At 64.6% G+C, this 13,677-nt stretch carries 7 protein-coding genes, 3 rRNA genes and 1 pseudogene; all 11 read right to left on the bottom strand.

Annotation, left to right across the window (positions count from 1 at the left end; all coding sequences use genetic code 11):
* Positions 1-64: 64 nt before the first annotated feature.
* Positions 65-1,858: a DNA repair protein RecN gene (gene recN / locus MJO54_RS10655; RefSeq protein ID WP_046286775.1), complete on the bottom strand. Its 1,794-nt coding sequence runs from the start codon at positions 1,856-1,858 to the stop codon at positions 65-67.
* 15 nt (positions 1,859-1,873) lie between these two features.
* Entirely contained in the window at positions 1,874-2,806 is a 933-nt protein-coding gene (locus tag MJO54_RS10650; RefSeq protein WP_240175900.1) for an NAD kinase, read from the bottom strand.
* Positions 2,803-3,609: a TlyA family RNA methyltransferase gene (locus MJO54_RS10645; protein ID WP_240175899.1), complete on the bottom strand. Its 807-nt coding sequence runs from the start codon at positions 3,607-3,609 to the stop codon at positions 2,803-2,805. Before MJO54_RS10645 ends, MJO54_RS10650 begins: the two co-directional genes overlap by 4 nt.
* Positions 3,610-3,616: 7 nt before the next feature.
* Complete coding sequence (locus MJO54_RS10640) at positions 3,617-3,793, bottom strand: hypothetical protein (protein WP_165604596.1); 177 nt, start codon at positions 3,791-3,793, stop codon at positions 3,617-3,619.
* A 28-nt stretch (positions 3,794-3,821) separates the two neighbouring features.
* Positions 3,822-4,805 (bottom strand): HAD-IIA family hydrolase, encoded by a 984-nt coding sequence (locus tag MJO54_RS10635; protein WP_350355701.1) that lies wholly within the window; start codon positions 4,803-4,805, stop codon positions 3,822-3,824.
* A 36-nt stretch (positions 4,806-4,841) separates the two neighbouring features.
* Positions 4,842-5,564: pseudogene (locus tag MJO54_RS10630) on the bottom strand (tetratricopeptide repeat protein); the annotation flags it as partial.
* A gap of 518 nt (positions 5,565-6,082) precedes the next feature.
* Positions 6,083-6,195: ribosomal RNA gene (gene rrf / locus MJO54_RS10625) — 5S ribosomal RNA — on the bottom strand.
* A 143-nt stretch (positions 6,196-6,338) separates the two neighbouring features.
* Positions 6,339-9,459: ribosomal RNA gene (locus tag MJO54_RS10620) — 23S ribosomal RNA — on the bottom strand.
* 365 nt (positions 9,460-9,824) lie between these two features.
* Positions 9,825-11,359 (bottom strand): 16S ribosomal RNA (locus MJO54_RS10615).
* Together the 16S, 23S and 5S rRNA genes form the textbook arrangement of a ribosomal RNA operon.
* Before the next feature lie 378 nt (positions 11,360-11,737).
* On the bottom strand, positions 11,738-13,006 hold the full coding sequence (tyrS, locus tag MJO54_RS10610) for a tyrosine--tRNA ligase (protein ID WP_240175898.1): 1,269 nt from the start codon (positions 13,004-13,006) through the stop codon (positions 11,738-11,740).
* Between the two features lie 17 nt (positions 13,007-13,023).
* Positions 13,024-13,635 (bottom strand): DNA-3-methyladenine glycosylase, encoded by a 612-nt coding sequence (locus tag MJO54_RS10605; RefSeq protein WP_046284523.1) that lies wholly within the window; start codon positions 13,633-13,635, stop codon positions 13,024-13,026.
* Between the last annotated feature and the right edge of the window lie 42 nt (positions 13,636-13,677).

Genomic DNA, 13,677 nt, shown 5'->3' with positions numbered 1-13,677 from the left:
ACACCAGCCCCAGAAGTTCTATTTCGTCACACGAGTCACAAGCGTGCTCGACGCGCGCCGGGCGCTACGTGGACGCGCCCCGATCCTCTTGCGCGGCATCCAGCAGTTCTCGCGCGTGCGCCCGGGCCGTGTCGGTCTCCCCCAGCCCGGCCAGCATCCGGGCCAGCTCGCCGACCCGGTCGTCGTCCTCCAGCCGCCGCACCCCGCTGGCGCCTTGTCGCCCGGTGGGCTCGACCATCAGGTGCACGTCGGCGTAGGCCGCGACCTGCGGCAAGTGCGTGACCACGATGACCTGGTGGGTGCGGGCCAAGCGGGCCAGCCGCCGCCCGATCTGCACCGCGGCCCGTCCACCCACGCCGGCGTCGACTTCGTCGAACACCATCGTGGTGCCAGCCGACTGCCGCGCCGCCGCGGACAAAGACGACGTGGCCAGCACCACCTCCAGCGCCAGCATCACCCGGGACAGTTCCCCGCCTGACGCGCTCTTGGCCAGCGGCAGCACCGTCATGCCGCGGTGCGGGGCCAGCCCGAACTCGACGTCGTCGATACCGTCGGCGCCGGCGTGCACGATCTGCCCCGACGGCAACCGCAACGCGGCCGGGTCCTCGGCGGCGGCCGGGCTGGTGCTGACCCCGATGCTGAACTCGGCGTCGGCCATGGCCAGCCCGGACAGCTCGGCGCTGACCGCCTTGGCCAATCCACCGGCCGCCTTGGTGCGCGCGGCACTGAGGTCAGTGGCCGCCTTGGCCACCTGCTCGCCCAGCGCGTCGACCCGGCGGGCCAACTCGGCGAGTGCTTCTTCGGAGACGTCGAGCTGGGTCAGCCGGTCCCGGGACTGCGCCGCCCAGGCCAGCACGCCGTCGATGTCGGCGGCGTACTTGCGGGTCAGGCTGCGCAGCTCGGCCTGGCGAGCCAGCTTGGCATCGAGCGCGTCAGCACCGGTGGGCAGATCATCGAGATAACTGCCGAGTTCGCGTGCCACGTCGCCCACTACGGTGAGCGCCTCACCGAGCTGATCGCCCAGCGCCTGCAGCACGGTGTCGTCGGTCCCGCTCAACGCCGCCTTCGCCTGCCCCAGCCGATCGGTTGCCGAGCTCGGCCCGTCCGCTGCGTCCAGTGCCTCGTCAGCACCGGCCAGGGCCGCCCGTGCGCCGTCGGCTGCGGCGCGCAACGCGTCGAGTTCGGAGAGTCGCCGGATGTCGGCGGTCAGCGCGTCGTCTTCGCCGGCCCGGGGATCGACGGCGTCGATCTCGCGCAGCGCGAAGGTGAGGCGGTCGGCTTCCTGAGCCAGTTCCCGGGCGCGGTCGCGGCGTTCGATCAGCTCGCGTCGTGCCGATTGCCAGGCCTCCCGCGCAACGCGGTAGCGCTCCAGCCGGGCACCCACCGCGGCGTAGCGATCCAGGGCCGCACGCTGTTCGTCCGGGCGCATCAACCGCAGCTGATCGTTCTGGCCGTGCAACGTCAACAGGCTGCCGGTGAAACCGGTCAGCGATTTGGCCGGTACCCCGCGACCGCCCAGGTAGGCCCGCGAGGGCCCATCGCGGCTGACCGAGCGGGCCGCGATCACCGTGCCGTCCTCGTCGCGCTCGGCCCCGGCCGCCTCGAGCAGTTCGTCGATCTGCCCGGCTGCGGCCTGGGCCAGGTCGGCGGTGCAGAACCTGCCCTCCACCACCGCACGGGCGGCACCGGAACGCACCCGGTTGGCATCGGCGCGAGCACCACCGAGCAGATGCAGCCCGGTGACCACCATCGTCTTGCCGGTGCCGGTCTCGCCGGTCAGGACGGTCAGTCCGCGGTCGAATTCAGCGGTCGCGGCGCTGATGGCGCCCAGAGACTCGATACGGATTTCAGTAAGCAACAGCCGGCACCGTCGTCACTGTCCGCGCCAGCCGGTGACCGGCAGCCGGAATTTGCGCACCAGTCGGTCGGTGAATGGCGAGCGGCCCAGCCGCGCCCACTTCACCGGGCTGACGCCGCGTTGCACCTCCAGGCGCCCGCCGGCGGGCACCAGCATTTTGCGGCGACCGTCGCAGAACACCAGCGCGTTGTGGCCGTCGCTTTCGACCTCGATCGCGATGATCGATTCGGGGCTGGTGACCATGGGCCGGGCGAACAGCGCGTGAGCGTTGTTGGGCACCACCAGGATGGCGTCCAGGTCGGGCCAGAGCACCGGTCCCCCGGCGGAGAACGCGTAGGCGGTGGATCCCGTCGGGGTCGATACCAGCACTCCGTCGCAGCCGAACGTCGACACCGGCCGGCCGTCCACCTCCACGACGACGCCCAGCACGCCCAGCCGCGGCCCCTTCTCCATGCTGGCCTCGTTGAGCGCCCAACCGCTGTCGATGATCTCGCTGTCGGCGCGCACCACGACGTCGAGCGTCATCCGGTCTTCCACCCGGTAGTCGCGGGCGATGATCTTGTCCAGGACCTGGTCGATGGTGTCGGCTTCGGCCTCGGCCAGGAACCCGATCCGGCCCAGATTGACGCCCAGTACCGGGATGTCGGCGCTGCGGGCCAGTTCCGCGGCGCGCAGGAAGGTCCCGTCGCCGCCGAGAACCAGCACCAGTTCGCAGCCCTCGGCAGCGCCGTTGTCGGGGTCCACCAGATCGATCGCGACACCGACTTCGCGACCATCGTCAGCACCCGCGTGCAGCGCGCCCTTGTCGACGGCTTCCGCGGTCAGCACGCGCAGCGCGATGCCGTGTTCGTCGAGCACCTTCTCCACGCGGCGGGCGGTGTCGGTGGCCTCTTCCCGACCGCTGTGCACCACCAGCAGCACGGTGCGTTGATGATCTCCACTGGTCATTGCGGACCCCTCGCGACGGCATCTTCCACGGCGGCGCGCAACGCGTCACCGGTCAGCGGCGCAGCACTGGCGCGCAGATGCAGAAAGTATTCGACGTTGCCGGACGGTCCCGGCAATGGACTGGCGGTGACGGCGACGGTGCCCCACCCCAGTTCCCCGGCGCGGTGCGCCACCGATACGACCGCGTCTGCCCGCAGGACCGGGTCGGACACCACACCGCCGGAACCGACCTGTTGTCGTCCGACTTCGAACTGCGGCTTCACCATTGGCACGATATCGGCGTCCGGTGACGCACAGCCAGCCAGCGCGGGCAACACCGTGGCCAGCGAGATGAACGACAGGTCCGCGACGATCAGCTCCGCGGGCCCGCCGATGACCTCGACCGTCAGACCGCGGACGTTGGTGCGTTCGATGACCACCACTCGCGGGTCGGTGCGCAGCGACCATGCCAGCTGCCCGTAGCCGACGTCGACGGCCACCACCCGGGCCGCACCCCGGTCCAGCAGCACTTCGGTGAATCCGCCGGTCGAGGCGCCGGCGTCGAGGCACTGCCGGTCAGCCACGGCGATACCGAAGGTGTCCAGGGCGCCGATCAGTTTGTGCGCCCCGCGCGACACCCAGCTGCGTTCGCCGTCGTCCGCCACCGCCAGCGCCGCGGTCACCGCCACGGCGGTGGCGGACTTGACCGCCGGGATGCCGTCGATGGTGACTTTGCCGGCATCGATCAATTCGGCGGCCTGCTGACGAGACCGCGCCAATCCGCGCCGGACCAGTTCGGCGTCGACCCGAGCACGCCGCGACATGCCTGACTCAGCCCTTCTCTACCGACTCCAGCGCCCGCACCAGCACCTGGTGGGCCTCTTCGAGCCGCTGCGCCAGGGCGTTGAGATCGCTGTGGGCCGGCAGGTCGGCCAGCTCGGCTTCGCCGGGCAACTCGGCCAGCACTGCCGCAATGCGTGCTCGGACGTCCTCAATCTCACTGTTCATGGGTGCCACTCACGCTAGCCGATACCGCTTACGGCCACGTACCGAGCAGGGACCACTGTTGCAGCGCCGCCGCCGCGGTGTCATCGGCGGCCTCGACGGTGAACGCGCGCCCGGCCAGCTCGGCGTCCCACACCGCGGCTGCGAGCGCGCGGACGATCGACAGTCCGTCACCGTCTTCCTCGGGTTGCCCGGTGACGACGGTGACGGTGGTGCCGTCCACCTGTACGTCCCAGTGCGCCTGCGAGCCGATCGCCAGTTTGCCGGCGCCGACGTTCAACGCCCGCAGGTCATGGCCGAGGTAGGTCGGCCGATGCTCGGCGACCGCGCCGACGGCGTCGCGGGCGGAGTTCACTCCGGTGAGCACCATCAGGCTGGGCAGCGCGGCGGCGTTGGCCGCGGCGATGTCGGTGTCGAGCCGGTCGCCGACCACCAGCGGGGCGTAGAACTCCCCGCGGGTCAGCGCAGCGGTCAACAGGGCCGGTCCCGGCTTGCCGGCCACCTGCGGCTCGGCGTCGGTCGCGGCCCGCAGGGCCGCCACCATCGAACCGTTGCCCGGCAGCAGACCCCGCTCCGACGGCAGCGTCTTGTCGACGTTGGTGGTCATCCACAGCGCCCCGGCCCGGATCGCCAGTGCGGCCTCGGCAAGATCGGCCCAGCCGAGCTCGGTGGACAGGCCCTGGATGACGGCCGCAGGTTCGTCGGTGGCCAACCGCACCGCTTCCAGACCGACGGCGCCGATCTCGGCGGCCAGCGACTCCGCACCCAGCACCAGGACTCGCGCCCCGGCCGGCAGTTGGCCGGCCAGCAGGCCCGCCGCGATCTGGCCGCTGGTGGCAACGTCCTCGCCTGTGGCGGTAAAGCCCAGCTGGTTCAGATGTGCCGCGACCTCGTCCGCGCCGCGTGACGAATTGTTGGTGATGAACAGCTTTCGGCTCTGCAGTTCGGCCAGGGTCTCGACAGCGCCGGCCGTGGGTTCACCACCGCGGAACACCGTGCCGTCCAGATCCAGCAGCAGGCAGTCGTATTCCTCGGCCAGCGTCGCGCCGCCACCGAGTTCGGCGATACGGTCCTCGACGTCGGTGACACCTTCGGTGTCGGCGGCCGCGGCGCGCAGGAACCACTCCAGCGCCTCACCTTCGCGCCCGAGGGCCACCAGCGTCTCGCCGTGCGCGTAGTGCAGCCGGGCCACGGTCGAGCCGGTCCGGTCGGGGTCCGTCGGCGCCGAGGAGAGCACCGTCAGTGCCTGCTCCAACTGCCCCAGGTCCGCGCGAGCACCGGCGGCGACGATCCGCATCTCGTCGGCCTCGTCACCCTCGAGCTGCTCGGCTTCCGGGCCGGTGGCCAACTCGATCGCCCGCTGGGGGCGGCCCAAGCCGCGCTCGCAATCGGCGATCAGCGGCAACAGCGCGGACTTGCTGCCCATCCGCCGGGCCGCCCGCAACTCGCCCAGTGCTTGCGTCCAGTCACCGCACTGATAGGCGGCGATCCCGACGGCCTCGCGGACCGCGGTGATTCGCGTCGAGCGCGACCGGGCAGCCTTAGCGTGCAGGAGTGCGGCTTCGGGATTGTCGTCGAGCAGCATTCCGGCGGCCACCAAGTGGCAGGCCACCGCATCGGCGGTCGCCCGGTTCAGCGTGCTCAACTCCCGGCGCACTTCCGGCGCCAACTGCTTGGGCTCGACCCCTTCGGGCAACGGCGGGTCGTCGTAGCGCTGCGACGTTTCCTCGCCGGACGGGCGCGGGGGTCGCGACGTGTTGTCGAAGTCCCGGCGCGGGCGCGACGATCGGTCGAAGTCGCGCGGCGGCCGAGCGGCTCCATCGCGGTCACGCTGGGGACGCGGGCCGCCGTCGCGATCCCGAGGCGGCCGTGGGCTGCCATCGCGATCCCGAGGTGGCCGCGGGCTACCGTCGCGATCCCAAGAGGGCCGCGGACTGCCATCGCGATCGCGCGGCGGCTGGGAACGACGATCGCGGTCTGGTCCCGCACCGCGGGGCGTCCGACGCTGATCGCTGGAGCCCCGGAACGAGCCACCACCGGACTGCCCGGGCCGGCCTCGTCGCCCGGCATCGCCGGCGCCCCTGCCGCCGCCCCGCGGCCCGTCGCCGCCATTGCCGTGTTCGGCCACCTCGCGCCCTCCGGTCGTAACAGTGCTACCGAAAAGGATACGGCGGGGATCGCCGACCTCTTGACACGGTCGCATTCACGCGATCTGTTCGCGCAAAAAATTTGGGACATGCAGGAAATGCCTGTGCCCCCCAATTTCTTGGGGGGCACAGGTCTTAATGTTGTGTTCGGCGGTGTCCTACTTTTCCACCCGTGTGGGCAGTATCATCGGCGCTGACAGGCTTAGCTTCCGGGTTCGGGATGGGACCGGGCGTTTCCCTGTCGCTATTTCCGCCGTAACTCTATTTTCTTTTCCTGTGTGGTGAACGGCCCCCTGGTGTGGGGGTGGTTCACTCGGGTCACCAAGTTTGTGTTTGGTGGTGGGGTGTGGGTCTTTAAGTGTTTTGTGGTGTGGTTGCGGGCAACACGTTTGTTTCTTTGTGTTGGTAAGTTTTCGGCCGGTTAGTGCCAGTTCCCTGCACACCTTGCGGTGCTTCCAGGTCTGGTCTATCAATCCCGTAGTCTGCGGGGGGCCTTATCCCTCTAAAAGGGTGAGAATCCTGGTCTTGGAGTAGGTTTCCCGCTTAGATGCTTTCAGCGGTTATCCTGTCCGAACGTAGCCATCCAGCCGTGCTCCTGGTGGAACAACTGGTATACCAGAGGTTCGTCCGTCCCGGTCCTCTCGTACTAGGGACAGGTTTCCTCAAGATTCTGACGCGCGCGGCGGATAGAGACCGAACTGTCTCACGACGTTCTAAACCCAGCTCGCGTGCCGCTTTAATGGGCGAACAGCCCAACCCTTGGGACCTGCTCCAGCCCCAGGATGCGACGAGCCGACATCGAGGTGCCAAACCATCCCGTCGATATGGACTCTTGGGGAAGATCAGCCTGTTATCCCCGGGGTACCTTTTATCCGTTGAGCGACACCCCTTCCACTCGGGGGTGCCGGATCACTAGTCCCGACTTTCGTCCCTGTTTGACGTGTCAGTCTTACAGTCAAGCTCCCTTGTGCACTTACACTCAACACCTGATTGCCGTCCAGGTTGAGGGAACCTTTGGGCGCCTCCGTTACATTTTAGGAGGCAACCGCCCCAGTTAAACTACCCACCAGGCACTGTCCCTGAACCAGCTTCATGGTTCGAAGTTAGAGGTCCAATACGATCAGAGTGGTATTTCAACAACGACTCCACCCACACTGGCGTGCGAGTTTCACAGTCTCCCACCTATCCTACACAAACCGCATCGAACATCAATACCAAGCTATAGTGAAGGTCCCGGGGTCTTTTCGTCCTGCCGCGCGTAACGAGCATCTTTACTCGTAATGCAATTTCGCCGAGTCTATGGTTGAGACAGTTGAGAAGTCGTTACGCCATTCGTGCAGGTCGGAACTTACCCGACAAGGAATTTCGCTACCTTAGGATGGTTATAGTTACCACCGCCGTTTACTGGGGCTTAAATTCTCAGCTTCACCCCGAAGGGTTAACCGGTCCTCTTAACCTTCCAGCACCGGGCAGGCGTCAGTCCGTATACATCGTCTTGCGACTTCGCACGGACCTGTGTTTTTAGTAAACAGTCGCTTCTCACTGGTTTCTGCGACCCCCTCCCGCTGCCGGCCGCGAAGGCCATGACGGTATGAGGGTCCCCCTTCTCCCGAAGTTACGGGGGTATTTTGCCGAGTTCCTTAACCATAGTTAACTCGTACGCCTTGGTATTCTCTACCTGACCACCTGTGTTGGTTTGGGGTACGGGCCGTGTGTGAGCTCGCTAGAGGCTTTTCTCGGCAGCATAGGATCACCGAATTCGCCGCAATCGGCTATGCATCACCTCTCGGACTATATGCCAGACGGATTTGCCTATCTGACGTCCTACGGGCTTGCCCCAGTATTACCACTGACTGGTACGGCTACCTTCCTGCGTCACCCCATCGCTTGACTACTACCAGCGAAGGTCCCACGCAGCCAGCAGTCGTCGCTCCCCGAAGGGATTGATCGACCACCTTTTGGGTGGTTAGTACCACTGATTCATCATGGGCGCGCACACACGGGTACGGGAATATCAACCCGTTGTCCATCGACTACGCCTGTCGGCCTCGCCTTAGGTCCCGACTCACCCTGGGAGGACTGGCCTGGCCCAGGAACCCTTGGTCTTTCGGCGGGCAAGGTTCTCACTTGCCTCATCGCTACTCATGCCTGCATTCTCACTCCCACACCCTCCACCACTAGATCACTCTGTGGCTTCACCGGATGCAGGACGCTCCCCTACCCAATACTTACGTATTGCCGCGGCTTCGGCGGTGTGCTTGAGCCCCGCTACATTATCGGCGCACAATCACTTGACCAGTGAGCTATTACGCACTCTTTCAAGGGTGGCTGCTTCTAAGCCAACCTCCTGGTTGTCTAAGCGACTGCACATCCTTTTCCACTTAGCACACGCTTTGGGGCCTTAGCCGGCGATCTGGGCTGTTTCCCTCTCGACGCACGGAGCTTATCCCCCGCCGTCTCACTGCCACGCTTACACTCACCGGCATTCGGAGTTTGGCTGACGTCAGTAACCTAGTAGGGCCCATCGGCCATCCAGTAGCTCTACCTCCAGTGAGAAACACGCAACGCTGCACCTAAATGCATTTCGGGGAGAACCAGCTATCACGGAGTTTGATTGGCCTTTCACCCCTACCCACAACTCATCCCCTCAGTCTTCAACCTAAGTGGGTTCGGGCCTCCACGCGGTCTTACCCGCGCTTCACCCTGGCCATGGGTAGATCACTCCGCTTCGGGTCCACAACACGCCACTACACACACCCCAACGGATGTGATACGCCCTATTCAGACTCGCTTTCGCTGCGGCTACCCCACACGGGTTAACCTCGCGACGTGCCGGTGACTCGCAGGCTCATTCTTCAAAAGGCACGCCATCACCCCACCACAAGGGAGGGCTCTGACGGATTGTAGGCACATGGTTTCAGGTACTATTTCACTCCCCTCCCGGGGTACTTTTCACCATTCCCTCACGGTACTAATCCGCTATCGGTCATCGAGTAGTATTCAGGCTTACCGGGTGGTCCCGGCAGATTCACAGCAGATTCCACGGGCCCGCTGCTACTCGGGAAATCATCACAAGACAGGTATCGGGTTTTCACGTACCGGGCTCTCACCGTCTACGGCAGGCCATCCCAAGCCACTTCCGCTAACCACAACACTTTCTCACTGTCCTCCGGCCAGGTAGAACCAGACATGACACTCCCACAACCCCGCACACACAACCCCTACCCGGTATCACATGCATACGGTTTAGCCATCCTCCGCTTTCGCTCGCCACTACTCACGGAATCACATTTTGTTTTCTCTTCCTACGGGTACTGAGATGTTTCACTTCCCCGCGTTACCTCCCCACTGGCTATACATTCACCAGTTGGTGACACGACATCACTCGTGCCGGGTTTCCCCATTCGGACATCCTCGGATCCACGCTCGGTTGGCAGCTCCCCGAGGCATATCGCAGCCTCCTACGTCCTTCATCGGCTCTCGATGCCAAGGCATCCACCATGCGCCCTTAAACACTTACAAATCACAAAAACCAAGAAACAAAAATTGCAAAAACAAACAAGACACAAGCCTTGCTTGCTAGATGCTCGCAACCACTATCCACAAAACAAACACCACACCCCACCACCAAGATGGAGCGACAACACACCCACCCCCCGCAAGGAGCGAAAACAGGCCTGTTGCCTCAGGACCCAACAGTGTGCCCAACAAACGCCGGCCGACACCACCCCTAAAAGAGGCAGTACCGGTTGGTGATCTTTCAAAGCCTGTTGTTGTCGTGAAACTATCTGCACCACCGACAACCCACTACAGGCGCCGGCGAACAATATCCCAACCATCTGATCCCACACTCGTTGCGGGGACGGGGGAAAAATGGTGCTCCTTAGAAAGGAGGTGATCCAGCCGCACCTTCCGGTACGGCTACCTTGTTACGACTTCGTCCCAATCGCCGATCCCACCTTCGACGGCTCCCTCCACAAGGGTTAGGCCACCGGCTTCGGGTGTTACCGACTTTCATGACGTGACGGGCGGTGTGTACAAGGCCCGGGAACGTATTCACCGCAGCGTTGCTGATCTGCGATTACTAGCGACTCCGACTTCATGGGGTCGAGTTGCAGACCCCAATCCGAACTGAGACCGGCTTTAAAGGATTCGCTAACCCTCACGGGATCGCAGCCCTTTGTACCGGCCATTGTAGCATGTGTGAAGCCCTGGACATAAGGGGCATGATGACTTGACGTCATCCCCACCTTCCTCCGAGTTGACCCCGGCAGTCTCTCACGAGTCCCCACCATAACGTGCTGGCAACATGAGACAAGGGTTGCGCTCGTTGCGGGACTTAACCCAACATCTCACGACACGAGCTGACGACAGCCATGCACCACCTGCACACAGGCCACAAGGGAACCGATATCTCTACCGGCGTCCTGTGCATGTCAAACCCAGGTAAGGTTCTTCGCGTTGCATCGAATTAATCCACATGCTCCGCCGCTTGTGCGGGCCCCCGTCAATTCCTTTGAGTTTTAGCCTTGCGGCCGTACTCCCCAGGCGGGGTACTTAATGCGTTAGCTACGGCACGGATCCCTAAAGGAAGGAAACCCACACCTAGTACCCACCGTTTACGGCGTGGACTACCAGGGTATCTAATCCTGTTCGCTCCCCACGCTTTCGCTCCTCAGCGTCAGTTACTGCCCAGAGACCCGCCTTCGCCACCGGTGTTCCTCCTGATATCTGCGCATTCCACCGCTACACCAGGAATTCCAGTCTCCCCTACAGTACTCCAGTCTGCCCGTATCGCCCGCACGCCCACAGTTAAGCTGTGAGTTTTCACGGACAACGTGACAAACCACCTACGAGCTCTTTACGCCCAGTAATTCCGGACAACGCTCGCACCCTACGTATTACCGCGGCTGCTGGCACGTAGTTGGCCGGTGCTTCTTCTGTACCTACCGTCACCCCAAGAAGAATCCTGGAGCTTCGCCGATACTGAAAGAGGTTTACAACCCGAAGGCCGTCATCCCCCACGCGGCGTCGCTGCATCAGGCTTGCGCCCATTGTGCAATATTCCCCACTGCTGCCTCCCGTAGGAGTCTGGGCCGTATCTCAGTCCCAGTGTGGCCGGACACCCTCTCAGGCCGGCTACCCGTCGTCGCCTTGGTAGGCCATTACCCCACCAACAAGCTGATAGGCCGCGGGCCCATCCCACACCGCAAAAGCTTTCCACCACACACCATGAAGCGCGTGGTCCTATTCGGTATTAGACCCAGTTTCCCAGGCTTATCCCAAAGTGCAGGGCAGATCACCCACGTGTTACTCACCCGTTCGCCACTCGAGTACCCCCGAAGGGGCCTTTCCGTTCGACTTGCATGTGTTAAGCACGCCGCCAGCGTTCGTCCTGAGCCAGGATCAAACTCTCCAAACAAAAACCATTTGGAAACAATCCCAAAACATCAGTCAAAAACTGACATCAAAAAAACACCACACCCCCAACACGGGGCGCCGAAGGCATGGCAAAAACAACAACAAACAAAAACCACCAAACACACTATTGAGTTCTCAAACAACACGCCCGACTGAGAGCGCAGTCTACCCGCGGTGTTTAACCGCTTGCAGGCCTTGCGGACAGTCAGAATCCGTCGCGATTCTCTCGAATCTCTCCGGGGTGTCTCTGGGGCTTCCGTTTCCGGCGCTCCCTGCGACGTGGATTAAGTTACGCGAGGGGAATCTTAGAGTCAAATCCGCTGGTCAGGATGATTTTTCAAGATCAACCTGTGCCGACGGCCCGCCCGCGAGCCCCTCACTAGACCCGCTCAATACCCGCCACGTTGCGCTTACCGCGGCGCAACACCAACCACCGGCCATGCAGGAAATTCTCGGGCTGCGGTGTCCATTCCTCGCTGTCGACGCGAACGTTGTTCACCGAGACGCCGCCCTCGCCGATAGTGCGCCGGGCCGCGCCCCGGCTTGCCGACAGACCGGTGGCGACCAAAAGGTCGACAATTCCGTCGGCGGCGCCGGGCTCCAGCTGCGCCACCGAGGTCTCCTGCAGGGCCGCGGTCAGGGTGGACTCGTCCAAACGGGTCAGTTCACCCCGGCCGAACAGCGCCTGGCTGGCAAGCTCCACCGCCTCGGTGGCCGCTTCCCCGTGCACCAAGGTGGTGAACTCCCGGGCCAACGTGCGTTGGGCGGCCCGCTCGTGCGGGCGCTCGGCGGTCGCTTCCTCCAGCGCGGCCAGCTCCTCGGCGGACAGGAAGGTGAACCAGCGCAGGTAGCGGATCACGTCGGCGTCCGCGGTGTTGAAAAAGTACTGGTACCAGGCGTACGGGCTGGTCATCTCCGGGTCCAGCCACAGGCTGCCGCCACCGGTGGACTTGCCGAACTTGGTGCCGTCGGCGGCGGTGACCAACGGCACGGTCAACGCGTGCACGGTCGCTCCCAGTTTCTGGCGCACCAGTCGGACCCCGGCGATGATGTTGCCCCACTGATCGGAACCGCCGATCTGCAGCGAACAGCCGTACCGCTGATGCAGCTGCACGTAGTCGTTGGCCTGAAGGAGCATGTAGCTGAACTCGGTGTAGGAGATACCCTCATCGAGGCGGCGCCGGATGGTGTCACGGTCGAGCATCACGTTGACCGAGAAGTGTTTGCCCACGTCACGCAGGAATTCCACCGCCGACAGCGGGGCGGTCCAGTCCAGGTTGTTGACCACCACGGCACCGGTCGGGCCGTCGTCGAAATCGACGAAGCGCTCCAGCTGCCCGCGGATCCGCTCGGACCACTCGGCCACGGTGTCGGCGGTGTTCAGGGTCCGCTCGCCACTGTCTCGAGGGTCGCCGATGAGTCCGGTGGCACCGCCGGCCAACACGATGGGCCGGTGTCCGGCCCGCTGGAATCGGCGCAACGCCAGCAGCGGCACCAGGTTTCCGGCATGCAGGCTGGGCGCGGTCGGGTCGAATCCGGCATAGACCGTGATCGGCCCGCCCGTCACATCGGTGGTCAGGGCGTCCAGGTCAGTCGACTGGGCGATCAGCCCGCGCCAGGTCAGCTCGTCGAGAATCGTCGTCGGCATGGGTTGATTTTCCCGGATCAGTCCGAGGCGCCGGGCGCCGGTGCCCGCGGGCTGCGTCGGTACGCCGAAACCTCGGGTATCCCGGGCGCCCACAATCGCCACGGACGGTCGGCGGCCTGACTGACGCCCACTCGAGGTCCGGTCTGCGCCGGCATCGTCCCGCCGAGCTGCAGCCGCACCGGGCTGCGCGGATCGAACAAGTCGATTCCGTTGTCTTCCATGGTGATTCCCAAGGCGGAGCAGAGATTGCCCGGGCCGCGGGCCAATGCCACCTCCGGTACGGCGTCACCGCGGCGGGCCTGAACCAGCGGCTTGCCCTCGTCGATCACCGCCGCCCGCAGCAGCACCGCAGCGGCCGTCCCGTCCGGGCCGCAGACCACGTTGGCGCAGATGTGCATGCCGTAGCTGCGGTAGGTGTACAGGTGCCCGGGCGGGCCGAACATCACGGTGTTGCGCGGGGTGGGTCCGCGGAAGGAATGCGCCGCCGGGTCCGGCCAGGGACCGTTCGGTACGCCGCCGTAGGCCTCCACTTCGACGATCGTCGCCTCCACGCCGCGGCAGGTGAGGGTGGCGCCGAGCAACCGCTGGGCAGCCGCGACCGGATCCACGGCAAGCCGGGCAGCACTCACGCTGGGAGATTCTGCCTTGAGACCGCTCCCGCCCCTTGACAG

The sequence above is a fragment of the Mycolicibacter virginiensis genome, from assembly GCF_022374935.2.
Taxonomy (GTDB): Bacteria; Actinomycetota; Actinomycetes; order Mycobacteriales; family Mycobacteriaceae; genus Mycobacterium; species Mycobacterium virginiense.
Note: the sequence above shows the minus strand (reverse complement) of the source record. Positions and strands in the feature narration are given on the sequence as shown.